At 71.2% G+C, this 25,394-nt stretch carries 21 protein-coding genes and 1 tRNA gene; 9 read left to right on the top strand and 13 right to left on the bottom strand.

Annotated elements, in window-relative coordinates; translation table 11 throughout:
- Position 1: 1 nt before the first annotated feature.
- Entirely contained in the window at positions 2 to 1,294 is a 1,293-nt protein-coding gene (locus tag ACAV_RS19140) for an aspartate carbamoyltransferase (RefSeq protein WP_013596230.1), read from the top strand.
- A gap of 25 nt (positions 1,295 to 1,319) precedes the next feature.
- Here the strand turns inward: ACAV_RS19140 and ACAV_RS19135 are convergent, their stop codons facing one another.
- Together ACAV_RS19135 and ACAV_RS19130 are read right to left on the bottom strand one after the other, a co-directional pair.
- On the bottom strand, positions 1,320 to 2,597 hold the full coding sequence (locus ACAV_RS19135; RefSeq protein WP_013596229.1) for a putative Na+/H+ antiporter: 1,278 nt from the start codon (positions 2,595 to 2,597) through the stop codon (positions 1,320 to 1,322).
- A gap of 127 nt (positions 2,598 to 2,724) precedes the next feature.
- Positions 2,725 to 3,759 (bottom strand): alpha/beta hydrolase, encoded by a 1,035-nt coding sequence (locus ACAV_RS19130; protein WP_013596228.1) that lies wholly within the window; start codon positions 3,757 to 3,759, stop codon positions 2,725 to 2,727.
- A gap of 267 nt (positions 3,760 to 4,026) precedes the next feature.
- On the opposite strand from ACAV_RS19130, the gene ACAV_RS19125 reads away from it, so the two are divergent.
- A complete protein-coding gene (locus ACAV_RS19125; RefSeq protein ID WP_013596227.1) occupies positions 4,027 to 4,293 on the top strand; it encodes a hypothetical protein in 267 nt (88 codons plus the stop codon).
- 80 nt (positions 4,294 to 4,373) lie between these two features.
- Positions 4,374 to 4,625: a hypothetical protein gene (locus tag ACAV_RS19120; RefSeq protein WP_225981681.1), complete on the top strand. Its 252-nt coding sequence runs from the start codon at positions 4,374 to 4,376 to the stop codon at positions 4,623 to 4,625.
- A 15-nt stretch (positions 4,626 to 4,640) separates the two neighbouring features.
- On the opposite strand, the gene ACAV_RS19115 is transcribed toward ACAV_RS19120, so the two are convergent.
- Positions 4,641 to 4,715: transfer RNA gene (locus tag ACAV_RS19115), tRNA-Arg, on the bottom strand.
- A gap of 114 nt (positions 4,716 to 4,829) precedes the next feature.
- On the opposite strand from ACAV_RS19115, the gene ACAV_RS19110 reads away from it, so the two are divergent.
- Both ACAV_RS19110 and ACAV_RS19105 read left to right on the top strand, forming a co-directional pair.
- A complete protein-coding gene (locus ACAV_RS19110; RefSeq protein WP_013596225.1) occupies positions 4,830 to 5,120 on the top strand; it encodes a hypothetical protein in 291 nt (96 codons plus the stop codon).
- 65 nt (positions 5,121 to 5,185) lie between these two features.
- Positions 5,186 to 5,728 carry a GAF domain-containing protein gene (locus ACAV_RS19105; RefSeq protein WP_013596224.1) on the top strand — a complete coding sequence of 181 codons (543 nt, stop codon included), beginning with the start codon at positions 5,186 to 5,188 and terminating at the stop codon, positions 5,726 to 5,728.
- Positions 5,729 to 5,780: 52 nt separating this feature from the next.
- Here the strand turns inward: ACAV_RS19105 and ACAV_RS19100 are convergent, their stop codons facing one another.
- The 5 genes from ACAV_RS19100 to ACAV_RS19080 are packed head-to-tail and all read right to left on the bottom strand — an operon-like array spanning position 5,781 to position 14,803.
- Positions 5,781 to 10,196, bottom strand: a complete 4,416-nt coding sequence (locus ACAV_RS19100; protein WP_013596223.1) for a translocation/assembly module TamB domain-containing protein — start codon at positions 10,194 to 10,196, stop codon at positions 5,781 to 5,783.
- Between the two features lie 30 nt (positions 10,197 to 10,226).
- A complete protein-coding gene (locus tag ACAV_RS19095) occupies positions 10,227 to 12,116 on the bottom strand; it encodes an autotransporter assembly complex protein TamA (protein ID WP_013596222.1) in 1,890 nt (629 codons plus the stop codon).
- Positions 12,117 to 12,121: 5 nt separating this feature from the next.
- On the bottom strand, positions 12,122 to 13,309 hold the full coding sequence (locus ACAV_RS19090; RefSeq protein WP_013596221.1) for a vWA domain-containing protein: 1,188 nt from the start codon (positions 13,307 to 13,309) through the stop codon (positions 12,122 to 12,124).
- Between the two features lie 19 nt (positions 13,310 to 13,328).
- Entirely contained in the window at positions 13,329 to 13,934 is a 606-nt protein-coding gene (locus ACAV_RS19085) for a GNAT family N-acetyltransferase (protein ID WP_013596220.1), read from the bottom strand.
- Between the two features lie 14 nt (positions 13,935 to 13,948).
- Entirely contained in the window at positions 13,949 to 14,803 is an 855-nt protein-coding gene (locus ACAV_RS19080) for an AAA family ATPase (protein WP_013596219.1), read from the bottom strand.
- 113 nt (positions 14,804 to 14,916) lie between these two features.
- Here ACAV_RS19080 and ACAV_RS19075 point away from each other — a divergent pair, with 113 nt between their 5' ends.
- A complete protein-coding gene (locus ACAV_RS19075; RefSeq protein ID WP_013596218.1) occupies positions 14,917 to 15,582 on the top strand; it encodes a c-type cytochrome in 666 nt (221 codons plus the stop codon).
- 97 nt (positions 15,583 to 15,679) lie between these two features.
- Here ACAV_RS19075 and ACAV_RS19070 read toward each other — a convergent pair whose 3' ends face one another.
- The 5 genes from ACAV_RS19070 to ACAV_RS19050 all read right to left on the bottom strand — a co-directional run bounded on the left by ACAV_RS19070 (position 15,680) and on the right by ACAV_RS19050 (position 22,580).
- Positions 15,680 to 18,223 carry a bifunctional diguanylate cyclase/phosphodiesterase gene (locus ACAV_RS19070; protein ID WP_013596217.1) on the bottom strand — a complete coding sequence of 848 codons (2,544 nt, stop codon included), beginning with the start codon at positions 18,221 to 18,223 and terminating at the stop codon, positions 15,680 to 15,682.
- A gap of 98 nt (positions 18,224 to 18,321) precedes the next feature.
- Positions 18,322 to 18,756, bottom strand: a complete 435-nt coding sequence (locus tag ACAV_RS19065) for a DUF1841 family protein (protein WP_013596216.1) — start codon at positions 18,754 to 18,756, stop codon at positions 18,322 to 18,324.
- A 47-nt stretch (positions 18,757 to 18,803) separates the two neighbouring features.
- Positions 18,804 to 20,627, bottom strand: a complete 1,824-nt coding sequence (locus ACAV_RS19060) for a hypothetical protein (RefSeq protein ID WP_013596215.1) — start codon at positions 20,625 to 20,627, stop codon at positions 18,804 to 18,806.
- A 22-nt stretch (positions 20,628 to 20,649) separates the two neighbouring features.
- Entirely contained in the window at positions 20,650 to 21,612 is a 963-nt protein-coding gene (locus tag ACAV_RS19055) for a type III secretion system chaperone (RefSeq protein WP_244875487.1), read from the bottom strand.
- Between the two features lie 164 nt (positions 21,613 to 21,776).
- The gene (locus ACAV_RS19050; protein WP_013596213.1) at positions 21,777 to 22,580 is read right to left on the bottom strand and encodes an IclR family transcriptional regulator; all 804 of its coding nucleotides are present in this window, start codon (positions 22,578 to 22,580) and stop codon (positions 21,777 to 21,779) included.
- A 159-nt stretch (positions 22,581 to 22,739) separates the two neighbouring features.
- Here ACAV_RS19050 and ACAV_RS19045 point away from each other — a divergent pair, with 159 nt between their 5' ends.
- Genes ACAV_RS19045 through pcaF form a run of 3 tightly spaced genes read left to right on the top strand, consistent with a single transcriptional unit; the run spans position 22,740 to position 25,386 of the window.
- The gene (locus ACAV_RS19045) at positions 22,740 to 23,441 is read left to right on the top strand and encodes a 3-oxoacid CoA-transferase subunit A (RefSeq protein ID WP_013596212.1); all 702 of its coding nucleotides are present in this window, start codon (positions 22,740 to 22,742) and stop codon (positions 23,439 to 23,441) included.
- Positions 23,442 to 23,492: 51 nt separating this feature from the next.
- A complete protein-coding gene (locus ACAV_RS19040; RefSeq protein WP_013596211.1) occupies positions 23,493 to 24,140 on the top strand; it encodes a 3-oxoacid CoA-transferase subunit B in 648 nt (215 codons plus the stop codon).
- A 37-nt stretch (positions 24,141 to 24,177) separates the two neighbouring features.
- Positions 24,178 to 25,386, top strand: a complete 1,209-nt coding sequence (gene pcaF, locus ACAV_RS19035; RefSeq protein ID WP_013596210.1) for a 3-oxoadipyl-CoA thiolase — start codon at positions 24,178 to 24,180, stop codon at positions 25,384 to 25,386.
- Positions 25,387 to 25,394: the final 8 nt, after the last annotated feature.

Genomic DNA, 25,394 nt, shown 5'->3' with positions numbered 1-25,394 from the left:
TATGCCCCAGCAACAACAGGAATTCCTGCGCGACGCGATGCGCCGCCTCAACCTGACGCGCAATGCGTTTGCCGAGCGCCTGGGCGTGCGGCGCCGCGCGCTCGATACCTGGCTGCTGCCGGAGGATTCGTCGGAATCCCGCGCCATGCCGGACATGGTCGGGAAATTCGTCACCGAGATCCTCCGGCACGAGGCGCTGGCGGCCGAGCTGCCGGGCCAGCCGGACCACCGGCCGCTCGCCGACCGCATCGCCGTGGAGGGGCAGCGCCACCTGCTGTCGGTGTCGCAGTTCGACCGGGGCAGCCTGGAAGACCTGTTCCACGTCGCCGACGTGATGCAGCCCATCGCGCGCCGGCAGAAGGTGTCGCGGGTGCTCGAGGGCGCGGTGCTCGGCAGCCTGTTCTTCGAGGCCAGCACGCGCACCCGGGTGAGCTTCGGCGCGGCGTTCTGCCGGCTGGGCGGCAGCGTGTGCGACACCACCGGCTTCACCTTCTCGTCCATGGCCAAGGGCGAATCCATCTACGACACGAGCCGCGTGATGAGCGGCTACGTGGACGCGCTGGTGGTGCGCCATCCCGAACAGGGGTCGGTGGCCGAGTTCGCGCGCGCCACCAACATTCCCGTCATCAACGCGGGCGACGGCCCCGGGGAGCACCCGAGCCAGGCCGTCCTGGACGTGTACACCATCCAGCGCGAGTTCTCGCGCCAGGGGCGGTTGCTGGACGGCGCCCACATCGCGATCGTGGGCGACCTGAAGTACGGGCGCACCGTGCATTCGCTCATCCGCCTGCTCTCGCTGTACCGCGGGCTGCGCTTCACGCTGGTGGCGCCGCCGTCGCTGGAAATGCCGCACCACCTCGTCGAGCTGGCGGCGCAGCGCGGCCATGCGGTGGAAACCGTGGATTCGCTGGAGGCCGGGCTGCGCGGTGCCGACGTGGTCTATGCCACCCGGGTGCAGAAGGAGCGTTTCGAGGGCGAGGCCATGGAGGGCTACACGCCCGAATTCCAGGTGCGCAAGGGCCTCGTGGATGCGGTGTGCAGGCCGGACACCATCCTGATGCATCCGCTGCCGCGCGACGGCCGGCCGGGCGCGAACGACCTGAGCACCGACCTGAACCACGATCCGCGCCTGGCCATCTTCCGCCAGACCGACAACGGCATCGCGGTGCGCATGGCCCTGTTCGCCGTGCTGATGGGCGTGGAGACGCAGGTCGCCGGTTCCCTGCGCGACGCCACCTGGACATCGCCACGCTACGTGGGGCCGGACGACGCGACCTTCGACGGCCTGGAGTGACGTCCGCCGGGCGCTGCCCGTCCCGCTACAGCGCCAGGAAGGCCGCCGCGGCCACCGCCGTGGGCACCAGCGCGCCCAGCAGCAGTCCCCCGGCGCCGACGGTGCCGTCCGCGAACCCCGGCTTGAGCAGGGCCACCCCGGCGGGATTGGGCGCATTCGCGATCACCGTGAGGCCTCCGCCGGCCACCGCGCCAGCCACCAGCATGTACTGGCTCTGCGCAGAGATGCCCGTGATGAGCGAGCCCAGGTAAGTGAGCGCCGCGTTGTCGGTCACTGCCGTGAGGCCCAGGGCACCGAAGAAGAGCGCCAGCGGCTCCAGGTTGGAGACGATGGGCTGCAGCCACCAGCGCTGCAGGCCGCCCAGCACCACCAGGCCCGCGAGGAAGAAGCCGACGAGCAGCGCCTCCTTGAGGATCAGCGGGTTCTGGTAGCGCGCATAGGCCTGCGTGAAGCCCAGGAACAGCAGGAACATGCCCAGGAAGGCGACGGGATGGTGCGCGAACAGCACGACGCCTGCGAGCAGCGCGATGTGCACCGCGGATACCAGCGCGGGGACGGCGGGTGGCGCGTGCGGCGCGTCCTCGGGGCCGGCCGCCCTGCCATCGTGGCGCAGCAGGTGCGGGCGCAGCGTCCATGCCGCGAGCGTGGCGTTGGCCGCCACGGCCAGCGCGGCCTTCCAGCCGAAGTGCGTGAACATGAAGGCGCTGTCCCAATGCCAGGTCGAGGCCACCATCAGCACCGGCGGCGCCGCGTAGGCGGTGAGCGTGCCGCCGATGGAGACGTTGACCAGCAGCACGCCCAGCGCGAGGTATTTGGCGCGTTCGGGAATGCCGGCGTGGAAGGCCACGGGCGCGAGCAGCAGGGCCGCCAGCGTCATCGCCGCCGGCTCGGTGATGAGGGAGCCCAGCAGCGGCACCACCGACAGGCCCAGCCAGGCCATGGCCACCGGCCGGGCCACGGGCAGGCCGCGCGCGAGGGCTGCCACCGTGCGGGTCACCGCGTCCAGGATGGGGCGGGAGGCCGCCACCACCATCACCACGAAGACGAACAGCGGCTCGGTGTAGTTGCGGGATTCCGCATAGGCCAGGGCCTCGATGCCGCCCTGCAGCAGGGCCAGCAGCGCGATGAGCACGATGGCCCAGAAGCCGAAGACCACCTCCACCTCGCCGAGCAGGTGGAAGAGCCCGGCATGGCGCGGGAAGCGCCGCGAGAGCCGTTCGAACTGGCTGGCGGCGAAGGTGTGGAGCAGCGCGACGGCGAAGACCGCGGCGGAAACGGCCTGGGCGAGGGGATGGGTGTCCATGGAAGGGTGCGGGAGGTCGTGGTTGTTTCCGCGCGGCGGCCCGACCTGCGCGACGACCTGCCATCTTCACCGGCGCTGCGGGGCGCGGCACCGGGAAGGGCACCCATTGGAGCGCCAGTGTAGCGCGTCAGGCGCGCAGGGCCGCGCGCAGCCGCTCGCCCGCGTAGGCCTGGGCCTGGCGGGCTTTTTCGAGCACGGCGGCGGCGCCGAAGAACTCGTGGGCCACGCCCTCGTAGTCGCGCCGCTCCACCGGCACGCCGGCGTCCTGCAGCGCTTTCTCGAGCCTGGCGCCGTCGCTGCGCAGCGGGTCGATGCGGGCGTTGATGATGGTGACCGGCGGCAGGCCCTCCAGGCGGGCATCGACGAGGGACAGGCGCGGGTCGGCCAGGTCTTCCTCGGAGCGCACCAGATGGTCCACGAACCATTTCACCATCGCGCGGTTCAGCGGCTTGGCGATGGCGTTTTCCAGGTAGGACTCGGTGTTCAGGCTGGTCTGCGCCACGGGATAGACGCTCAGCACATGGCGCGGCGCGCGCAGGCCCGCGTCGCGCACCGCGATGGCGGTGGCCACGGCCAGGTTGCCGCCGGCGCTCTCGCCGGCCAGCGCGATGCGGTCGGGATCGCCGCCGAGGACGCCGGCGTTCTCGGTGACCCAGCGGTAGGCGGCGAAGGCGTCGTCCCAGGCCGCGGGGAAGCGGTTTTCCGGGGCCTGGCGGTAATCCACCGACACCACGATGGCATGCGATTCGCGGGCCAGGCCGCGCGCGCCGCCGTCATAGACCTCCTTGCTGGCGATCACCCAGCCACCGCCGTGGAAGTACAGCACCACCGGCAGCGGGCCCGGCGCGGTCTCGGGCGTATAGACCGTCGCGCGCAGCGGTCCCGTGGCGCCGTCCACGGTGGTTTCCGTGGCCCGCACGCCGGGCACCAGCCGCTCGGGATCGGTCGAGCGTCCCTGCTCGCGCAGCAAGTGGTTCACGGCGTCCGCCACCGTGGGCTGGCGGCGGGCTTCCGCCACGTCGAGCTTTTCGATGGCCTTGGGGCCCAGCGCTTCGTGCGCGCGGGCCAGTGCCAACTGGTCTTCGTCCGCGCGCACGGCGGCGACGGCGTTGGAAAGGGCATTGAGGATGGGGTTGGGCTGGCCGTGTTCGTCGTCGCTCATGGAGGCTCCTGCGCGTGAGGGGGAAGAGAAAGGGGGGAGGTGGGGGCAGCGCTGGTGGCAGCCCGACAGTGACTACTGTAGGCAGCGGCGCCATGCCCGGCTGTGGGACGGGCGCCCGCTCCGGCGTGGGTGCTGCGGACCCGTTCCGTGGCGCAGCGCAGGCGCGGCAGGCGCCGCCAGCGGGTCGGGCTGCCCGCTGACACGGCCGGGCTGAGGCGTCCGCGATGCTGCGGACTACGTGCCACAACACCACCAGGAGAACGCACCATGACCCTGAACAAGACCCTCGCCGCCCTCGCCGCTGCCGCCGCCCTGCTGGCAGGCCATGCCGCCCATGCCCAGGTGGGCAAGGCCGCTTCCGAAGCGGCCGACGCCACGGAACACAAGATCGACCAGAAGCGTGCCGAGAACGACGCCAAGCACAGCGGCCCCGTGGGCAAGGCCGTCAACAACGTGAAGGCCGATTACCACAAGAATCGCGCGCACCACTCCAAGGAAAAGGCGAAGGAATCGCTGAAGAAGTCCACCGACTGACGCTGCTTCCTCCCGACCACCTGCAAGGCCCGCCCCGAGCGGGCCTTGTCTTTGGGGCCGCAGGCACAAGAATGCCCGCCATGCGGTTTTCGCGCTTTTCCCTGCTGTCCGGTGGAGCGGCCGTGCTCTTCGCACTCTGCTGCGCGTTTCTCGCCTATGAGGAGGGCAACGGCTGGCTGCTGTGGCTGGCGGTGGTTCCGCTGCTGGCCTGGCGGTCGGGGGCCGGCGATGTGCCGGACGGCGGCAGTGCGGACGGTGGCGGCGCAGACGGCTGTGGTAGCGGCGAAAGCGGCGACGCAGGAGGGTGCGGGGATGGGGGCGGCGGAGACTGAGCCGGCGCCGGAGGCTGGTCCCCTCAGCAGGAATCGAACCTGCATCTAGCGCTTAGGAGGCACTCGTTCTATCCATTGAACTATGAGGAGAGGACGGCGGATTGTAAGGCCGGCCGGAGGGGCCCCCGGGCGGCCACACGAACGCGGTACGGTGCGCGCGAAACCCGCCTTGGAGGCTGTTTGAATATACAGTATGCTCCGGACATGCCTTTCGAACAGATTGCCATGGCGTTTTTCGGTGCTTTCGCCGCGTGGCTGTCGCAGGCGCGCTCGGCGCGCTGGCGGCGCTGGGCGTGCGTGGTCGGGCTGCTGGGGCAGCCTTTCTGGTTCTGGGCCGGGTGGCGGTCGGGGCACTGGGGCGTGTTCGCGGCCTCGGCGCTCTATGCGCTGGCCTGGCTGCAGGGCGCGTGGGTGTACTGGCTCGCGCCGCGCAGGCCGGGCGATGCACCGGCGGGGCTGGGCACCATTCAACTGGCGCCCGGCGGCCGGGGCTGATCGCCCACGAACGCCCGGGGGGATCGTCGTCATTCCACCGGGCCCGGCTCTACAATGGTTTCCAGATGCCTCCACTCCTCGACCTGACGTCCCCGCAACTGCTGGCGATCCTGCGCGGGCGGGGGCTGGACGCCGGCATGGAGGCGCTCAATGCCAATGTCGCGCACCGCTACACCGGCATCTTCCGGGTCGATGGCCCCCGCCTTTTCAATGTCCACGTGTACGACAAGCTCGGCCAGGCGCGCCCGGAGGCCCTGGCGGTCGTGGAGCTGGCCGACAGCTTCTGCCAGTTCGTGCTGCGGGATGGCGAGTTGCTGACCGCGAACTCGCTGCACGAGGACAAGCTGGTCCACAGCCCTTTCCGCGGCGTGGTCGTCGCCTACCACGGCGTGCCGATCGGCGACAACGCGGGCGGGCTCTGGGGCACTCTGTGCCATTTCGACTACGAGGAGCGTGAACTCACGCCCGCGCAGTACGAGCTGCTCAAGGCGGCGGGCCACATGCTCTATCCCTTCGTGCGCCGCCTGCACGGCGGGCCGGTGCCGGATGCGGAGCCGGGCGCGCGGGCCCCGTCCACGTCGCCTCTCCCTTTCCCTTCCGTCTCCTGAAGACCAGCGGTTCCGCACGGGCCGGGCGGCAGCGCGCGGCCCGCGCGCCGCGTCAGTCGTACCGCAGCGTGTAGATCAGGTCCACCGCGCTCTGTACGCCCGTCTGGCCGCGCAGCGTGAGCCGCTGCGTGAGGTCGTAGAAGATGTAGAGCGTGCCCAGGGCACCCGAGAGGCTGCGCTCGTAGGTGACGTACAGGTCCTTGGACAGCCGCTTGCCGAAGGTGAGCGCGGCGCCGGAGGCGTCTTCGCTGCTGGCGCCGGAGTTGGGGCCTCGGAATCCGATCTCGTCCAGCCCCAGGCGGCTCGCGAAATTGCCCGCACCGGCGTTGCCGCCCCCGCCGCCCAGCAGGGCCAGCGCGGCCTGCTGCAGCAGCGCGGCCTCGGCCCCGCCGGCGGCGGTGCTGCGGCCCAGGACCACCCAGGAGAGTTTTTCGGCGTCGGGCAGGTCGGGGTCGGAGTAGAGCGCCACGCGCGGCGCCTTGGCGGTGCCCGAAACCTGCACGCCCGCGCGCACGCTGATGTTGGGCCGGATGGCCAGCACGTCCAGCGCGGGGTTGTCGTAGGGGCCGTTGAAGCGCGCGAGGCCGGTCTCGATGTTGAGCGCCTGGCCCCAGGCACGGTAGCGGCCCTCGACGGTGCGGACCTCGCCGGTGATGCGCGGCGGGCCGCCGGCCGTGGTGGCACCGCGGATCTCCAGTTCGCCGGCCAGGCGCGTGGTGACGCCGTGGCCCTGCAGCGCGAAGTCGTCGCCGAGGTCGAAGGTGAGGGCGATGTCGGGCGGGCGCGCAGCCTCCACGCGGCCGGCCTGGGCGCCTTCGCGCTGGGCGGCCTCGGCGCGGGCGCGGTCGGTGGCGGCGGAGCGCACGACCACGTCGCTGCCCAGGCTGGGTGCGCCGGCCTCCGGCAGGATGATGGTGGCCCGGTCGGCAGTGAGCTTGCCGCGCAGCGACAGCTGGCCCTGGCGCAGCTGCGCACGCACCTGGCCCGAGACGCTCACCTGGCGGTCTGCGCGCACCAGCACCTGCAGGGCGCGCGCATCCGCGGTGAAGTCCATGGCGATGCCCGAGCCGCCCGCCGCGGCCTCCTGGCCCATGCCGGCCCAGGACACGGTGCCGGTGCCCGAGAGGGTTCCGCCGTCCTTCGGTGCGGCGGTGCGGTTGCCGCTGAAGCCCGCGATGCGTGCGCTGCTGCCGGGGCCGCCGTTCACGCGGAATTCGGTGATCTCGAGCCGGTCGCCGCGCAGCGCGGCGCGCAGGCGGCCGTTCTGCAGGTCCACGCCGTCGAGCAGCGAGCGCACGGCCAGCTGGTCGGCGGCGAGCGTGCCGCTCCAGCGCGGCGCGGTGCGGGTGCCGGACAGCGCCACGTCGGCGTCGAGCGTGCCCTGCACGCGCCAGCCCGGCGGGGCGAGGGTGGACCACACGCCCACGTCGGGCAGCCGCGCGCGCGCGGTGGCGGAGAGGGGGGCATCGGCGGGCCATTCCCATCCTTCGCCCACGCGCGCCAGGCGCGTGGAGGCCTCGGCCTGGACCTGGCCGGCGCGCTCGCTGTCCCATTGCAGGCGCGCGCGCACCGTGTCGCCTTCCGCCTGCAGGCGCAGTTCGGCGGCGCGCACGCCCGCGGGCGTGCCGGCGCCGCGGGGCGTGTCGGTCGCGGAGGCGTTCGCGGCAGCGGCCGTTCCGCGGACCATGCCGGCGGCCGATCCCGTGCCGGTGCCTGCGCTCGGGCCGCTGCTGCGCACGACGGTGGCCGCGGGCGCGTTGCCGGTCAGCAGGCGCAGGTCGCCGGAGGTGCGGCGCAGGCTGGCGGACGCGCGCAGGGTGTCGCCCGCGTCCACGTCCCAGTCGCCATCGAAGACCAGGTTGCCCTGCACGCCCAGGCGGTCCAGGGCGTCGCTGCCCTGCGCCAGCGCTTCGGCCCAGGCCATGGGCAGGCCCTGGAGCTGGCCGCGCGTGCGCAGTTGCAGGCTGCCCGATGCGGTGCGCGCGAAGCGCACGGGCTCCCAGCGCAGGGTGACATCGCCCGGGGCGGGCGCGGACACGCGCGCCTGCCCGCCGGAGGTCTCCACCTGCAGCGTGGGCGCGGTGCGTGCCGATACGGTGAGCGGCTGCGCGAACTGCACCGTCCAGGGGCCCGGGCGCTGTCCGTCGCGGGCCTGCAGGCGCAGTTCATCGATCTGCGCGCGCCACTGGTCCGGGCCGGCAGCGCCGCCGGAGCCGCGCAGGCGCAGGTCCAGCCGGCGCTCGTCGAGCCGCGCCTCTCCGTCCAGCGAGAGGGTGGCTTTCGGCACGGAGCCGGCCACGTCGGCCCGCACGGCCGTGAGTCGGATGGTGGCGGGGCCCGAGCCGGTGCCGGGCTGCGGCGGCAGGGCGACTTCCCAGCGCGGGGCGGCGAGGCGGGCCTGCAGTTCGAAGGGGCCGGTGGCGGTGGCGGCGCCGGCCCGGGGCCGGGTCACGAGTCCTGCAGCCTGCAACTGGCCCAGCAGGGACTCCCATCCGCCATTCCAGCGGGCATCGAGGCGCGCCTCGCCCTGCAGCGCCGCGCCGCCGAGGGCGCTGCCCAGGCCGGGAACGGATTCGATCCAGCGCTGCACGCGCTGCGCGTCTGCCACGCGCAGGTCGAGCGTGCCCGCGCCGGCGCGCGGGGCGATGCGGCCGTCCACCTGCGCGGTGGCGCCGGGCAGCGTGGCCTGCATCTGGCCCTGGGCGGAGCGGGCCGCGGTGTCGATGCGCAGCTGGCGCGCGCTGGCCTGTACCTGCAGCGCGTCCAGTTGCAGCTGCGCGAGGGTGAGCAGGGTGCCCTGCCAGGTGCCTTCGGTGGCGAGCCTGTCGATGCGCAGCGGCGGGGCGGCCTGCGCGGTGGCCGTGCCGCCCTTGCGCGGTGCGCGGCTGGTTCCCGCGGAGCGGATGTCGGCCGAGAAGCGCACCAGCGGGGCGGGCGCGGCATCGGTGTCGGTGGCGGGGGCGCCATCGCTGCGCGCGCGCGCCCGGCCGGAGAGCGGCGCGGCGTCCAGGGTGCTGAGCACGGCGTCGGGGCGCACGCCGCGCAGTTCCAGGTCGCCCTGCAGGGCGTGCGTGGCGGGCGTGAAGGCGCCCTCCAGTGCGATCGTGCCGCTGCCCACGCGGGCGGTGGCCTGGGGCACGGTCCAGCGCGTGCCATCGAAGTCGGCGCGCGCGTCGATGGATTCGACCGGCAGCCGGCCTTTGTCCCAGGGGCCGGGCAGGGCGTTTTCCAGCTGGGCGGACAGGCCCCACCCGGTGGCGGGCGGCGTGCCGGCGGACGGGGCGGGTGCGGATGGGGATGCGGCCGATGCCGGTGCCTGGGCAGGTGCTGCCTGCGGCGCGGCCGGCGGAGCCCCGGTGCCTGCCGCAGTGGCCGGCGCGGGGGCGGCTTCGATGCGGCCGCTCAGCCGCGTGGCGGGGGCCTGGGGCCAGAGCGCTGCCGTGTCCAGGGCCTGGAGCTGGGCCTGCGCCTGCAGCAGGGGCTGCGGGGCCCAGGGGGCGATGCGGGCCTGGACCTGGGCCTGCATGGGCTCCGCGCTGGAAAGCGCTGTGCCGGCAGGGAGGGATGCGGACGCCGGGGTCGATGCCGCGGCGGCAGGCGGTCGTGGCGCGGAGCCGGCGCGGCGCGGCGCGGACGCGGCGGGGCGCTGGGGCGCTGCGGCCTGCGCGGCGACGGCCTGCAGGCGCCCGGAGACGTCCAGGCGCGCAGCGGCGGTGGCGAGGGTGCCGCGCACTTCGGCGCGGGCGGTGGCTTCGATGTCTGCGCCGCCGCCGGGGGCCGGCGTGCGGACCACGCCGTCGGCCGTGAGTTGCAGGGCCATCGGGGCCTGCGCCTGCAGCGTGGCACTGCCGCTGTAGCGGCCCTGGGCCAGCTCCAGGTTGTCGAGCGTGGCGCTGTGCTGGTCGCCGTCGAAGCGGTAGCGGCCCGCGAGGTTGCGCACGGTGACGGGGGTGGCGGCGGCCCAGGTGATTTCGTCCACGCGCAGGGGAATGTCGATGCGCAGCGGCAGCACCAGCTGCTCCAGGGGCTGCACCGGCTTGTCGGGCTCGGGCTCCGCGGGCGTGCGCGGCGTGGCGACGATGCGCGCCGCATGTACTTCGCCCAGGGCGAGTTCGCGCTGCAGCAGCGGCGGCAGGCTCCAGCCGATGCGCGCGTCCTGCACTTCCACCACGAGGGTGGGGCTGCTCCAGCGCAGCCAGCCGATCTGCCCGCCCGCGCGCACGGAGCCGGAGACGTCGCGCGTTTCCAGGGTCTGGCCGGCGGGCAGGTAGCGGGCGGCCTGGGCGAGCGCGGTGGCCAGGGAGTTGCCGGTGCCCGTCCACCACCAGGCCGCGGCGAGCAGCACGAGCAGCAGCGCGACGAGGCTGGCGAAGGACCAGAGCGTGATGCGCAGGGCGCGCCGCCGGCGCGGGCGGGGTGGCGGGGCCGCGGCGGCGGCGTAGGGGTTCGGGGTCTGGTGGGTGGCCATCGGATCGCGGATAGAAGCGGCCGGAGCCGGTCAGAAGCTGAAGCCCAGGCGCAGGTGCAGCCGCAGGGCCTTGGCCTGCACGCCGTAGGCGATGTCGGCCTGCAGCGGGCCCACGGGGCTGCGCCAGCGCAGCCCGGCGCCCACGCCGACGCGCGGATCGAAGTCGCCCCAGCGGTCGGCCACGGCGCCGGCATCCACGAACACGGCGCTCTCGAAGTCGGTGCGGTTGCCGCGCAGGGTGATGGGGCGCTGCCATTCCACGCTGCCCACGGCGAGGTAGCGGCCGCCGTAGAGGGTGTCGTTCTCGGTGCGCGCGCCGATCTTGCGGTAGCCGTAGCCGCGCACGGTGGTGTCGCCACCCGTGAGGAACAGCTGGGTGACCGGGATGTCCGCGCCCTGGCGGGCGATCACCGCGCCGCCCTCGGCGCGCAGCGAGAGGCGGCTGGAGCGCACGATGCCCTCGCCCATGTCCACGCGGCCCAGGGGCACGAAGGACTGCCAGCGCACGCGCGTGCGCACGAACGGATCGCGCTCGGGCCGCAGCGTGGTGCCCACGCCCAGTTCGGCCGCGAGGCCGTAGCCGCGGGTGGGCGAGGTGTCGTTGTTGAAATAGCGGCCCGTCCAGCCGTAGTTGGCGCTGATGGCGTTGCTCGAGGGCGGCGCCGACGGGCCGCGGCTCTTGGAGTCGTCGTACTGCAGGAAATAGCTGCGGTCGATGTGCCCGGTGCTTTTCGTGCGGCCGCCGCGCAGGCGCACGCTGTCGGTGTCGTAGCTGCCGGTTTCCTCGCGCTGCACCTGCGCACCGCCGAACCAGCGCCAGCCGCTCTCTTCGGGCAGGGCCGTCCATTCGGTGGACAGCAGGCGCGTCTTCTGGTCGATGGTGACCTTGCTCACGGCGCGCCAGCCGATGCCGGGCAGGCGGTTGTGGATGTGGTCCACGCTCAGGCGCGCACCGGTGTCGGTGGAGATGCCGACGCCGAACACCACCTTCTGCAGCGGCGCCTCGCGCACCTGGGCGGTGACGGGCGCGGCCTGCGGATCGGTGCCGTCGGTGTCGAGGGCGAGGAACACCGCGTCGTAGTAGCCGCTGCTGGCCAGGCGCGCCTGCGCGTCCAGCAGTTCCTTCTCGGAGTAGTCCGAGCCCGTGGGCAGGCGCGCGATGCGGCGCGCGCCGTCGGGGTCGTAGCGGTGCGCGCCCTGCACGCGCAGCGCGCCGAAGCGGTAGGGCGGGCCCGGGGCGTAGGTCACGCTCAGCCTGGCCTCGCTGCGGTCGGCGTCGATCTCCGCACGGCTGGCGTCGATGCGCGCCGTGGGATAGCGGCGGACCTGCAGCTGGCGCAGGCCGTCGGCCTTGGCGCCGTCCCAGGCGCCCTGCGTGAAGGGCTGGCCGGGCTGCAGCGACCAGGAGCGCTGGATGCGCTCCTTGCGGCGCGCGAAGCCCGGCGATTCGGCCTCGGGGCCTGTGAAGGCGATGTCGGCCGCGGCGACCTGGGTGCGCGGGCCGGGCTCCACGTCCACGGTGATGGACCGGGGTGCGGGGCCGCCGGGAGTTTCTTTCAGCGCGATGGTGAGCGTGGGGCTGAAGTAGCCCATGGTGCCCAGCAGTTCGCGGGCATTGGCGTCGGCCGCGCCGAGCAGGCGCGAGAGTTCGCTGGACTGCAGGTCGGGCAGCTTGCGGAAGCGTTGCAGCTCCATGTGCCGCTCGAGCAGTTCGCGCACGGCGTCGGGGCCTCGCACATCGAGCGTGAAGGCATCTGCGCCGCTGGCGGCTTCCCCGGTATCGGAGGCGATGGTGGCGGTGTTGTCGTCGCTGTCCGCCTTGTCGCGGGCGCCGGGCAGCAGGCTGCAGCCCTGGAGCGCCACGAGACTCAGAAGCAGCAACGCCGGCCAACGGGCCGGCGCTGTAGTCAGGCTGGGCATGAAGTTTATTTTGACAGCAGCCGCATGGTCTCCTCGAGCCCTTTGAGGGACAAAGGGTACATCCGCCCCCCCAGCAACTGTAGGATGAGGCCGATACTTTGCCGGTACTGCCATACACCCTGCGGTTCGGGGTTGATCCAGGCGTGTTTCGGGAAGGCGTGGGTGAGCCGTTGCAGCCACTCCGCGCCGGGCTCCTCGTTGTGGTATTCGACGCTGCCGCCGGGCTGCACGATCTCGTAGGGGCTCATGGTCGCATCGCCCACGAAGATCAGCTTGTAGTCGCGGTTGTACTTGCGGATGATGTCCCAGGTCGGGAACTTCTCCGCGAAGCGGCGCCGGTTGTTCTTCCACATGTAGTCGTACACGCAGTTGTGGAAGTAGTAGAACTCCAGGTGCTTGAACTCGCTCTTGACTGCCGAGAACAGTTCTTCCACGCGCTGCACGTGCTCGTCCATGGTGCCGCCCACGTCCATGAGCAGCAGCACCTTCACGTTGTTGTGGCGCTCGGGCACCATCTTGATGTCGAGGTATCCGGCATTGGCGGCCGTGCTGCGGATGGTGTCCGGCAGGTCCAGTTCCAGGTCGTTGCCCTCGCGCGCGAAGCGCCGCAGCCGCCGCAGGGCGACCTTGATGTTGCGGGTGCCCAGTTCCTGGGTGTCGTCGTAGTCGCGGTAGGCGCGCTGCTCCCACACCTTCACGGCGCTCTTGTTCTTTCCGGCGCCGCCGATGCGCACGCCCTGGGGGTTGTAGCCGCCGTGGCCGTAGGGGCTGGTGCCGCCGGTGCCGATCCACTTGCTGCCGCCCTCGTGGCGCTCCTTCTGCTCTTCCAGGCGTTTCTTGAGCGTTTCCATGAGTTCGTCCCAGCCCATCTTCCCGATGGCGGCCTTCTGCTCGGGCGTGAGTTCGCGCTCCAGGATCTGGCGCAGCCAGTCGGCGGGCACCTCCTTGCGGAAGTCGGCCACCATCTCGACGCCCTTGAAGTAGGCGCCGAACGCGCGGTCGAACTTGTCGAAGTGCTTCTCGTCCTTGACCAGGATGGTGCGCGCGAGGTGGTAGAAGTCGTCGATGCTCCAGCCGTCTTCGGACTTCGGGCCGACGACGCCCGCCTGCAGCGCCTCCAGCAGGGCGAGGTATTCCTTGACAGATACCGGCAGCTGGCCGGCGCGCAGCGCGTAGAAGAAGTCGATCAGCATGGGGCGCTTCCTTCGCGGGTCAGGCCGCGGCCGCGCCGTGCCGCTCCAGCAGATGGAGCAGGTGGGCCTTCGTCTCCGGCCACTCGCCGGCGCGCAGGCTGTACATCACCGTGTCGCGGATGGTGCCGTCGCGCCGCAGCGCGTGGCCGCGGAGCACGCCGTCCTTTTTCGCGCCCAGCCGCTCGATGGCACGCTGCGACGCGAAGTTGAAGTTGTCGGTGCGCCAGCCCACGACGTGGCAGCCGAGCGTGTCGAACGCATGGCCCATCATGAGCAGCTTGGCGGTGGTGTTGACGTGGGTGCGCTGCACGCGCCGGGCGTACCACGTCCAGCCGATCTCCACGCGCTTCACGGCGGGCAGGATGTCGTGGTAGCTGGTGGTGCCCAGCACCTCGCCGCTGGCTGCTTCGATGACCGCGAAGGCGAAGCGGTGGCCCTGGGCACGGCCTTCCAGCGCGGTCTCGATGTAGGCGCGGGTGTTGGCAGGCTCGGGCACGGAGGTGACGCGCAGCGTCCACAGCTGGCCGTCGGCCGCCGCGGCGGCGAGGCCCGCTTCGTGGGTGAGCGCGAGCGGCTCCAGGCGGACGCCGCGGTCCTGCAGGATGACGGGTTCGACGAAGGCCATGGCGTCCGCCCGGGTCAGCGGTTGCGCTGGTTCATGAACACCAGCTTCTCGAACAGGCTCACGTCCTGTTCGTTCTTGAGCAGGGCGCCCACGAGCGGCGGGATGGAGACCTTGTCGTCCGCGCTCTGCAGGGCCGAGAGGGGAATGTCTTCCGCCACCAGCAGCTTGAGCCAGTCGATCAGCTCGCTGGTGGAGGGCTTCTTCTTGAGGCCCGGCAGGTTGCGCACGTCGTAGAAGGTCTTCATCGCCGCGGTGAGCAGTTCGCTCTTGAGCGTGGGGAAGTGCACGGCGACGATCTGGCGCATGGTGTCCGCGTCGGGGAAGCGGATGTAGTGGAAGAAGCAGCGGCGCAGGAAGGCGTCGGGCAGCTCCTTCTCGTTGTTGGAGGTGATGAAGACCAGCGGGCGGTGCTTCGCCCGGATGAGCTCGCGCGTCTCGTAGCAGTGGAACTCCATGCGGTCGAGTTCGCGCAGCAGGTCGTTGGGGAATTCGATGTCGGCCTTGTCGATCTCGTCGATCAGCAGCGCCACGGGCTGGTCGGCGGTGAAGGCCTGCCAGAGCACGCCCTGCACGATGTAGTTGCGGATGTCCTTCACGCGCTCGCCGCTCTCGGCGTCGCCCAGCTGGCTGTCTCGCAGCCGGCTCACGGCGTCGTATTCGTAGAGGCCCTGCTGGGCCTTGGTGGTGGACTTGATGTGCCACTGCAGCAGCGGCAGCCCCAGGGTGCGCGCCACCTCCTCGGCCAGCAGGGTCTTGCCGGTGCCCGGCTCGCCCTTGACCAGCAGCGGGCGCTGCAGGGTGATGGCCGCGTTCACCGCGAGCTTGAGATCCGGCGTGGCGACATAACTTTCGGAGCCTTGGAATTTCATGGGCGTGCGTGCGGGCGGTGAGGGTAATCGTTGATAAATGGCCGGAAGGGGCGCTGGCTATAATCATTTTGGCCCCCGAGCACCGACAAACTCCATTGGATTGTGCGCGCAAAATGAACAAGAAGTTGACCACGATATTCGCCGTCGCTGTCGCTTGCGTGACCGCGGTGGCGCATGCCCAGGACGTCAAGGGAGACGCCAAGGCCGGGGAGGGCAAGATCGCCATGTGCATCGGCTGCCACGGCATTCCGGGCTACCAGGCGAGCTTCCCCGAGGTGTACAAGGTACCGATGATCTCGGGCCAGAACGCCGGCTACATCGCTTCGGCGCTGCAGGCCTACAAGAAGGGCGACCGCAGGCATCCCACCATGCGCGGCATCGCCGATTCGCTCTCCGACCAGGACATCGCCGACGTGGCCGCCTACTACGCCGGCCAGGCCCGTCAGGGCGGCGCGCCCGCCAAGCCCTCGCGCGAGCCGGGCGCCCAGGTGGCGCAGCTGCTTCAGAGGGGCGCCTGCGTGTCCTGCCACGGGGAGAACTTCTCCAAGCCCATCGATCCGTCGTACCCGAAGATCGCGGGCCAGCACCCCGACTACCTGTTCGCCGCGCTCAAGGCCTACAAGACGGGCGGGCCCGCCGCGGCCACCGTGGGCCGCTCCAACGCGATCATGGCGGGCATCGCCAAGCAGTTCTCCAATGCCGAGCTCAAGGCCCTGTCCGGGTATCTGGGTTCGCTCGACGGTGAATTGCAGGTGGTGCCGCAATCGCGCTTCCGCTGAATTTCGCGCCCTGGGCGCATATTCCAGGGTATTTACCCATTTCCTTTTTCGGGAAAATGCCGCTGATTAATTGCGGCGGATGAGGCCGCGGTGCCGGTCAGATGGGGGTGGCGAGGCGCAGGTGCTCCAGCGGTGCCGGTCGCCCGAAGTGGTAGCCCTGGGCACTCGCGCAGCCCATGGACCGCAGGCGGTCGGCCTCTTCCGCGGTTTCCACGCCTTCGGCCACCACCGTGACGGCGAAGCCCCGGGCCATGCTGAGCACGGCGGTCACGATGGCTTCGTCCTGCGGCGAGTGCAGCAGGTTGCGCACGAAGCGCTGGTCCACCTTCAGGCAATCGAACGGCAGCCGGCCCAGGTAGGCCAGCGAGGAGTAGCCGGTGCCGAAGTCGTCGATGGCGATCTTCACGCCCAGCGCGCGGATCGCCGCCAGCCGCGCGCGGGTCACGCCGTCGTCCTCCAGCAGGACCGATTCGGTGAGCTCCAGCGTCAGGTGCCCCGGCGGCAGTCCGCTGTCCTGCAGGATCTGCTTGAGGGTGTCCTGGAAATCGGACTGGATGAGCTGCCGCGCCGAGACGTTGACGTGGATGTCGAAGCCGTCCGGCAACTGCGGCAGCTGCCCGGCGATGGCGTGCGTGGCCTCGCGCAGCACCCATTCGCCGAGGCCCAGGATCAAATCGGAGGCTTCCGCCACGGGGATGAACACGCCGGGCGGCACCATGCCGCGCGTGGGGCTCTCCCAGCGGACCAGGGCCTCGGCGCCGATGGTGCGGCCGGAGGAGAGTTCCACGACCGGCTGGTAGTGCAGCACGAACTGGCCGCGCTCCAGGGCCTGCCGCAGCTCGGAAGCCAGGCGCACGCGCTCCAGGGAGCGCTCCATCATGTCCGGGGTGAAGGGCACGCACTGGCCACGGCCCATCCGCTTGGCCTCGCCGAGCGCACTGCTCGCGTTGCGCAGCCAGTCCGCCAGCCGGCCGGCCGGCAGCGTGCCGGACACGGTCCCCACGGAGACGGTCAGCTGCACTTCGTCCTCGCCGACCGAAAAAGGCTGGGCGAAGATGTCCTGGATGGCGCGCCCGGCATCGGCCGGCGGGGCTGCCTCGCTGGCCAGGTACAGGAGCGCGAATTCATCGCCGCCCAGCCGCGCGGCGAACGCCGGCGCGGGCAGCGAGCCGCGCATCCGGTCCGCCGCCGCCTGCAGCAGCCGGTCGCCCGTGTCCAGCCCCATGCTGTCGTTCACCGCGCGGAAGGCGTCGATGCCCGCCAGCACCAGCACGGCCCGCTGGGGGTGGGGCCAGTCGGCTTTCTCCAGGAGGCCGCGGCGCGTGAGCAGGCCGGTCAGCGGATCGCCCAGCAGTTGCCGGTGCAATTGCTCGAACGAATGGCGCAGCCGGCCGGCCATGTCGTTGAAGGCCTGCACCAGTGCCCCGGTCTCGCGCAGCGGGCTGGTGATGCGCAGCTCGGTGTCCCAGTCGCCGCGGGCCATGCGCTGCGCGGCCCGGGCCGTGAGCAGGATCGGGGCGGCGATGCGCTGGATGGCCCACAGCCCCAGCAGCAGGCCGAACGCCGCGATGGCGGCGGTGGCGAGCAGCAGCCGGCGGGAGGCCGCGCGCGTGTCGCCGAGCAGGTCGGCCTCGGGCAGCGCGACCACGATGCGCCAGTTCAGGCCGGGCACCTGGGTGAACGGTGTCACGCGGGCGAAGTAGCGCTGGCCGTCCAGGGGGTAGCTGAATGCCGCGGCGCCCTCGTCCTGGGTGCCCGCGGGCAGGAAACGGGCCGCGGCGCGCACCGCCTCGCTGGTGCTCTGGCTGGCGAGCCGCCGGCCGTACTGGCGGCTGCCGGGTGCCATGGGCAGCGTCACGCTGCCTTCCCCGGACTGCGCGACGAGCCGGTCTTCGGCATCGATCACGAAGATGTGTCCATGGCCCAGCAGGGGTTCGTTGCCCAGGAAGCGCTGCAGCGTGTCGAGCCGTACCTCGGCCTGCACCACGCCCACGGGTTCACCGTCGGACACGACCGGGGACGAGGCGGCGATCATCACGTCGCCGCGCTCGCCCGCGCTGGTGTAGATCTCCGACCAGCGCGCCTGGCCCGAGGCGGCCACGGGGGCGTACCACGGGCGGCCGCGCGGGTCGTAGTCCTCCTGCGAGGCGATGACCGAGTTGTTGCTGCCCAGCCCGTACACCTGCAGCCGGCCGTGGGTGCTGCGGTCCTGCAGGATCAGCCGCAGGCGGCCGTCGTCCTCGCGCCGGATGCCGGCGTATTCGCCCTCGCGCCCGCCGAAGCCCAGCAGGCCGATCTGCCGCTCGTCGGCATAGATGGCGTCCAGGATGGCGCGCAGGTATTCGTGGATCGGGCGCAGGTCGCCCGCATGGTAGAGGCCATGGCGGCCGATCGCGTCCGCGACGCTGCGCTGGACCCGGAACGGCGTGGCCAGGAAATGCAGGAGCCGGTCGCTGGCCGTGTGCGTCACGGCGTCGAGCAGGCGTACGCTTTCCTGGTCGATCAGCGCATCGATCTGGCGGTGCTGGGTGACCGCCTGCAATGCCACGGTGCCGATGAAGAGTGCCGCGAACGGAACGGCGATGGCCGTGCGCAGCGACAGGCGCCAGCGCTGCACTTCAGCACCGCCCTTCGAAACCATGTTCCCGGCGTGCCGGAGGTCGTCGGTTCATGGTGGGCCTGCCGTGGTCGTCTTCGGGTGTTTGCTATTTTTATTATAGCTACCGCCGGGATGCGGATTCAGTCGCGGGTGGCCCGGCGCTGCACGCAGGCCACGTAGGCGTCGCCATCGGGAGGGCGACCCGAGCGCTGGCTCTCCCAGAGCATGCTGCCCAGGCATTCCATGGCGGCATGGTGCGCCTCCTGCAGTGACCCGAGGCGCGCGGCGAGCAGTTCCACCGCCTGGCGGATGCCGCGCGGCTGGTCGATGCTGCACTGCTCGCTGATCGAGAGGTGCATGGACAGGTGCAGGAAGGGGTTGGTGCGGCCGGGCGTGCGGTCGTAGTCGCGCGCCAGGGCCGCGTCCACGTCGGAGAGTTCCTCGTGGTATTCGGGGTGTTCCGCGATCCAGAGGCTGGCCAGGGTCTCGATGGCTTCCATCGGCTGGCCTGCCTGGGCCTTGGCATGCACCGCGCAGAAAAAGCGGCGCACGTCCGCTTGCGTGGGATTGAACATGATGCCGTGCAGCGTAGCACGGCGGCATCGTCCCTGCGCGGTGCCGATCAGGCCGTGGGCCGGGCCTGACCGCCGTGCGGGGGCAGGGCGGCACTGTCGTCCGCGGGCTCTTCGATCTCCGGTACTGCGGCATGGCGCTGCCGCGCCTGCGTGGCGTGGCCTGCGCCGGACGCCACCGCCTGAGAGCCGCCGTCCGGCGCAGGCGCCGTCGCCGGGGCGGCGGGCGCCTGCGCGTTCGCCACGGCGGAGCGCACCCTGGCGTGGGCCTGGTAGGTCTGGTTCGTGTTGCGGTAGGCCAGGCCGAAGGCGGCGGCTGTCGTGCCGACGCCGAGGAACGAGGTCAGCGCGGGGGCTGCCCTGTTGAGGCCGGTGGCCCTGGCGACCTGCTGCACCGCGAGGTTGGCCATGCCCGCGAACTGGTTCCAGGAGAACCGCGCGACGGAGTGGTCCAGGATGCGGTCGTGGTCCTTCATGGGCAGCTTGCTGCCCGAGTTCCACACCTGCTGCGCGCCCACCTGCTTCGTCTCGTAGTGCTTGCCCACGCCCGCGTCGATCACTTCCACCGAGGTATTGAAGAGCCCGCGGACCAGGGACACGAGGGCCGCGTTCTCCAGTTGCGGATCGTTGACCGGGTTGTTCGTGTCCGCCACCTGGAACTGCAGGCCGCTGAGGCTGACGGAGCGCGCGTTCAGCACCGCGCCGACCACGCCGTCCGAGGCCGTGCTGGCGCCCATGGTCATCAACGTGTACACCGCCGCCATGGAGCTCATGTTGGCATCGTTCACGCCGCTGGTGCCGGGACCGCGGGTATCGACGAATTTGAGGCTGGCCTGCATCAGTTCGCGCATGGCGGCATAGATGATGTTGCGCACCTGGGTGGCGAGCACGCGCGCCGACACGCCGGGATCCCCGCCGGCCGCGGCGGTGGCGCCCATGATGAAGTTGCCGGTCTCGGCGATGACCTGGTTCGCCGTCACGCGCCGCGAATCCGCCTGCTGGATCTCCTTGTGCCTTGCCTTGTCCTGCGGGGACATGGCGTCCCACTGCGCGTTCGTGAGGCCGAAATGCCCCTTGACCGCGGCTTCCGGATCCCGGTCCATGCGCGCATGGCGCAGTTTCGCGTGCGCCAGCACGGCCGCCATCGACACGGCGGTCTGCATGCCGACGACGGCGAAGGGGTTATCCTGGGCGAATTTGGAGTTCACGATGCCACGGTAGATCTGCAGCATCGCGTATTCGCGGGAGAAGGTGGGAATCCCGCAGGTCAGCAACTGCTGCACCGTGTGGCCGGTGAAGGCGCCCACGGCCGCGCGGCTGGGGAGCCGGTCGCCCACGAGGTCCTGCGCGCTTTGCCGGGTGAACTCGCTCGTGGCCTGCCAGCCCTGCTGTGCCTTCGCTGCCGTGTAGTGGTAGCCCTGCACGGCTTTGTCCCTGGCCGCCGTGGCGGCCTGTCCGGCGTATGCGGCGCCCGCGGCCGCGCCGCTCCTTACCTGGCTCATCGAACTCTGCGCCAGATTCCGGGCCCCGGAGGCCAGATGCCTGCCCTGCTGCAGGAGCCGCGCTCCCCTTCCCGGGACGGGCGTGTCGGTCTGGGCTTCCACGTCGGCCATGTAGCGCAGGGACATTTCGCGCACCGGGGCCCGGGGCGCATCGTTGCGCGGGGGCCTGCTGGACGATGCCGCGGCGGAGGTGGATGCCTGCGCATCCGGCCGTGCGAAGCGTTGCAGTTCCATCTCCGGCAGGCGCTGGCTGCCTGAGCGGACGATGGGTGACGTCGGCTGGCTGCTGGTGGGCTGCGTCTCCTTGCCCGGGGAGGTCAGCAGGTGCTGGGGCGACGAGGTGCTCGGCGAGGCGGTGGTGTTTTTCAGCATGGGAGGCTCCGTTCGTCGGGTTTCATTGCATGGAGGCAGGGGGGGCGTCCATGCTGGCGGCCAGGGCGGCGAATCCATCCAGCTGGACGGCCAGATCGGTGCCATCCATGCCCGCGGAGTCCCAGCGTGTCTGTACGAACGTGCCTTCGGGGGAGAGGCTCAGCGCGCAGCCGGCGATCAACATCAGCTCCACGTTGGCCTGCAGCGCAGCGGTGCGCCCGGCGCTGTCGGCCAGCGCACGGTCCAGCGGTGCCGACAGCAGCAGCGTGCGGCCATCGCCGCAGGCCGCGATCTGGATGTCCTTGCCCTGCAGCCGGGCGATGGAGCCCAGCGGGAGGTCGGGGGTGCCGGAGGCCGCGGCGCCCAGCTCGTCCAGAGCCTGCCGGAGGAGGGAGCGGTGCCAGTCCGCACCGGCCTGTGCCTGCACGGTGGCTTCGAGGCCCGGCGGCAGCGGCGGCATCTCCGGTGGCGCGGCTTCCGGCCCGGACGCGCTCCCGGCCTGGCGCAGAGCATGCGCTTCGATCATCGAGGGCAGGTGGTGCTGCACCCCGAGCGCGCTTTCCCGCAGCATGCCGCTGAAGTAGCTGAGCTGGAACAGATCCTGGGCCAGCAGGGCCGCATCGCCGACATGCGACGGGGGCACGCCGTGCACGACCACGGCGCGTCCGGTGCGATCCAGGCCGATGCCGACGGACCCGAGCGCCATGGCCGGTGCGTTGAGGTGCAGCAGCAGGCTGGTCCAGACGGGCTCTTCCACGCTGGCAGGGCAGGGCTGCGACGCCACCAGAACCCAGCGCTCCCGCGGGGCGTCCTCGATCCGCAGGGGGCTGTAGCGGATGCCGTCCTGTTCGAAGGAGCGCGACTCGGAGAAAGGCTCCGCGCCTTCCGTTTCGCCGAACCGGCGGGCAGCTTCGCGCAGCCATGCCGCCGGGGGAGGCGATAGGGTGGATGGATCAGTGGTGCTTGCGGTGGATGAGATCTGCATGATGGCGCTCCCGTTGGTTATGCACATCTTTTGCATATCCATCATCGGAAGCGGCATGAGCGGCGAAGCAGGTGCGAGGCATGCGAAGCTGCGCGCCGGTGCAGGTCGTGACCGGGACCAGGAGCGTGATAGGCGCTGCCTGGCCTGGCGGATGGAGGCGCGGCTCAGCCGCGCCGCGTGCCCAGCAACCGCGAGATGGTGTCGGCCGTGCGCAGCAGCACGGGCAGCAGGTCGCGCTGCATCACCTTCGCGCTGGTGCGGTTGGCCTGCCCGCTGATGTTGAGCGCGGCCACCGTGCGGCCGGCGCGGTCGCGCAGCGGGGCGGCGACGGAGATCAGCCCTTCCTCCAGCTCCTGGTCGATCAGGCACCAGCCCTGCGCGCGGGCGGTCTGCACGCGGGCGAGCAGTTCCGCGTCCTCCACCACGGTGCGCGGGGTGAAGCGCTTGCGCGGCAGGTCGTGCATGAGTGCGATGACGCGCTCGTCGGGCAGGCCGGCCAGCAGCATGCGGCCCATGGAGGTCCAGAACGCGGGCAGGCGCGAGCCCACGCCGAGGTTGGTGCTCATGATCTTGTGGGTGTGGATGCGCAGCACATAGACGATGTCGTGCCCGTCCAGCACGGCGGCCGAGCACGACTCGTGCACCTCGCCGGCCAGCGCTTCCATGGACGGCTCCGCCAGGTCCCAGATGGGCATGGACGAGAGATAGGCGAACCCCAGGTCCAGGATGCGCGGCGTGAGGCGGAACAGCCGCCCGTCGCTTTCCACGTAGCCCAGTGTCTGCAGCGTGAGCAGGATGCGGCGGGCGCCCGCGCGCGTCAGGCCCGAGGAGGCCGCCACCTCGCTCAGTGTCTGCTGCGGCGCGGCGGCGCTGAAGGAGCGGATCACTTCCAGTCCGCGGGCGAACGACTGCACATAGCTGTCGCCCGGCCTAGGGTTTTTACCAGGGTCCTTGGGGGTATCGCTCATAAGCTGTTGGCTCTAGAATTAATTCATTGTACGAACATTTGTTCTTTATACGAACAAAATTCCGCAGCCGGGCATCCGGCTGCCTCCCGCTCGCGGGCCGGATTGTCGCCGCGCGGCACGGTGGTCCGGCCCTGCCTCTCATTCCAGGTGTTTCTTCCCATGATCAACAAGATTGCGGATTCCGTTGCCCAGGCCCTGTCGGGCATCCAGGACGGCGCCACGGTGCTCGTCGGCGGCTTCGGCACGGCCGGCATTCCCGGCGAACTGATCGACGGACTGATCGAGCAGGGCGCCCGCGACCTCACGGTGGTCAACAACAACGCCGGCAACGGCGACACGGGCCTGGCCGCGCTGCTCAAGACGGGCCGCGTGCGCAAGATCATCTGCAGCTTCCCGCGGCAGGTGGACAGCTGGGTGTTCGACGACCTGTACCGCTCCGGCAAGCTGGAACTGGAACTGGTGCCGCAGGGCAACCTCGCCGAGCGCCTGCGCGCGGCCGGGGCCGGCATCGGCGCCTTCTTCTGCCCCACGGCCTACGGCACCGAACTGGCGAAGGGCAAGGAAACGCGCGAGATCGGGGGCAAGCACTACGTGCTGGAGTACCCCATCCATGGCGACGTGGCCCTCATCAAGGCCGAGCGCGGCGACCGCTGGGGCAACCTGACCTACCGCATGTCCGCGCGCAACTTCGGCCCCGTGATGGCCACGGCCGCGAAGCAGACCATCGCCACGGTGCACGAGATCGCGGAACTGGGCGCGCTGGACCCCGAGGCCATCGTCACCCCCGGCATCTTCGTGAGCCGGATCGTGCGCATCGAGCGCACCGCCACCCAGGGCGCGGGCTTCAGGAAGCCTGCATGAGCCCGGCATCGCATCGGAATTGAACAGGCCACCAGCGCAGAAGGAATCAGCGTGAGCAGCTATCAGAAACGCAGCAAAGACGAACTGGCCCGCCGCGTGGCCCAGGACATCCACGAGGGCGCCGTCGTCAACCTGGGCATCGGGCAACCCACCCTCGTGGCCAACCACATCCCGGCCGACCGCGAAGTCATCCTGCAGAGCGAGAACGGCATCCTCGGCATGGGCCCCGCGCCCGCGGCCGGGCAGGAGGACTACGACCTCATCAACGCGGGCAAGCAGCCCGTCACGCTGCTGCCGGGCGGTGCGTACTTCCACCATGCCGACAGCTTCGCCATGATGCGCGGCGGCCACCTGGACATCTGCGTGCTGGGCGCCTTCCAGGTCAGCGCCAGGGGCGACCTCGCCAACTGGAGCACGGGCGAGCCCGGGGCCATCCCGGCCGTGGGCGGCGCGATGGACCTGGCCATCGGCGCCAAGCAGACCTGGGTGATGATGGACCTGCTGACCAAGCAGGGCCAGTCCAAGATCGTGGCGCAGTGCACCTATCCGCTGACGGGCATCGGCTGCGTCAAGCGCATCTACACCGACCTCGCCACGCTGGCCTGCACGCCGGACGGCCTGGTGCTGATCGACGCCGTGCCGGGCCTGGAACATGCCGAACTCGAGCGCCTGGTCGGCCTGCCCATCCGCGCCGCCTGAAACGCCGCGCCCGCCCCCCCCAAGGAGACAAGACACCATGACCTCTTCGCAAGCTTTCATCTGCGACGCCATCCGCACGCCCTTCGGCCGCTACGGCGGCGCGCTCTCCAGCGTGCGCACCGACGACCTGGGCGCCGTTCCGCTCAAGGCGCTGATGGCGCGCAACCCCCATGTCGATTGGGCTGCGGTGACCGACGTGCTCTACGGCTGCGCCAACCAGGCCGGCGAGGACAACCGCAACGTGGCCCGCATGAGCGCGCTGCTGGCCGGCCTGCCCATCGACGTGCCGGGCGCCACCATCAACCGCCTGTGCGGTTCGGGCCTGGATGCCGTGGGCACCGCGGCGCGCGCCATCAAGGCGGGCGAGGCGGGCCTGATGATCGCCGGCGGCGTGGAAAGCATGAGCCGCGCGCCCTTCGTCATGCCGAAGGCCGAGAGCGCCTTCAGCCGCGCCAACGCGGTGTACGACACCACCATCGGATGGCGCTTCGTGAACAAGCTCATGAAGGCGCAGTACGGGGTCGATTCCATGCCGGAAACGGCCGAGAACGTGGCCGACGACTACAAGATCGAGCGTGAGGCGCAGGACCGCATGGCACTGGCCAGCCAGCTCAAGGCCGTGGCCGCGCAGAAGGCCGGCCACCTGGCGCGCGAGATCACCGCCGTGACCATCCCCCAGAAGAAGGGCGACGCGGTGGTGGTGGACAAGGACGAACACCCGCGCGAGACCAGCCTGGAAGCGCTCGCCAGGCTCAAGGGCGTGGTGCGCGAAGGCGGCACCGTGACCGCCGGCAACGCCAGCGGCGTGAACGACGGCGCCTGCGCGCTGCTGCTGGCGGACGAGGCCTCTGCCGCGAAGCACGGCCTCACGCCCAAGGCCCGCGTGGTCGGCATGGCCACGGCCGGCGTGGCGCCGCGCGTGATGGGCATCGGCCCCGCGCCCGCCACGCAGAAGGTGCTGGCGCTGACCGGCCTCACGCTGGAACAGCTCGACGTGATCGAGCTGAACGAAGCCTTCGCCGCGCAGGGCCTGGCCGTGCTGCGCATGCTGGGGCTGAAAGACGACGACGAGCGCGTGAATGCCTGGGGCGGCGCCATCGCCCTGGGCCACCCGCTGGGCGCCAGCGGCGCTCGCCTGGCCACGACGGCCGTCAACCGGCTGCATGCCACGGGCGGGCGCTATGCGCTGGCCACCATGTGCATCGGCGTGGGCCAGGGCATCGCGGTGATCCTGGAGCGCGTGTGAGCGGGGGC

Origin of the sequence: Paracidovorax avenae ATCC 19860 (genome assembly GCF_000176855.2) — a bacterium.
Taxonomy (GTDB): domain Bacteria; phylum Pseudomonadota; class Gammaproteobacteria; order Burkholderiales; family Burkholderiaceae_C; genus Paracidovorax; species Paracidovorax avenae.
The sequence above is the reverse complement of the archived record's forward strand: the minus strand, read 5'-3'. Positions and strand labels throughout refer to the sequence as shown.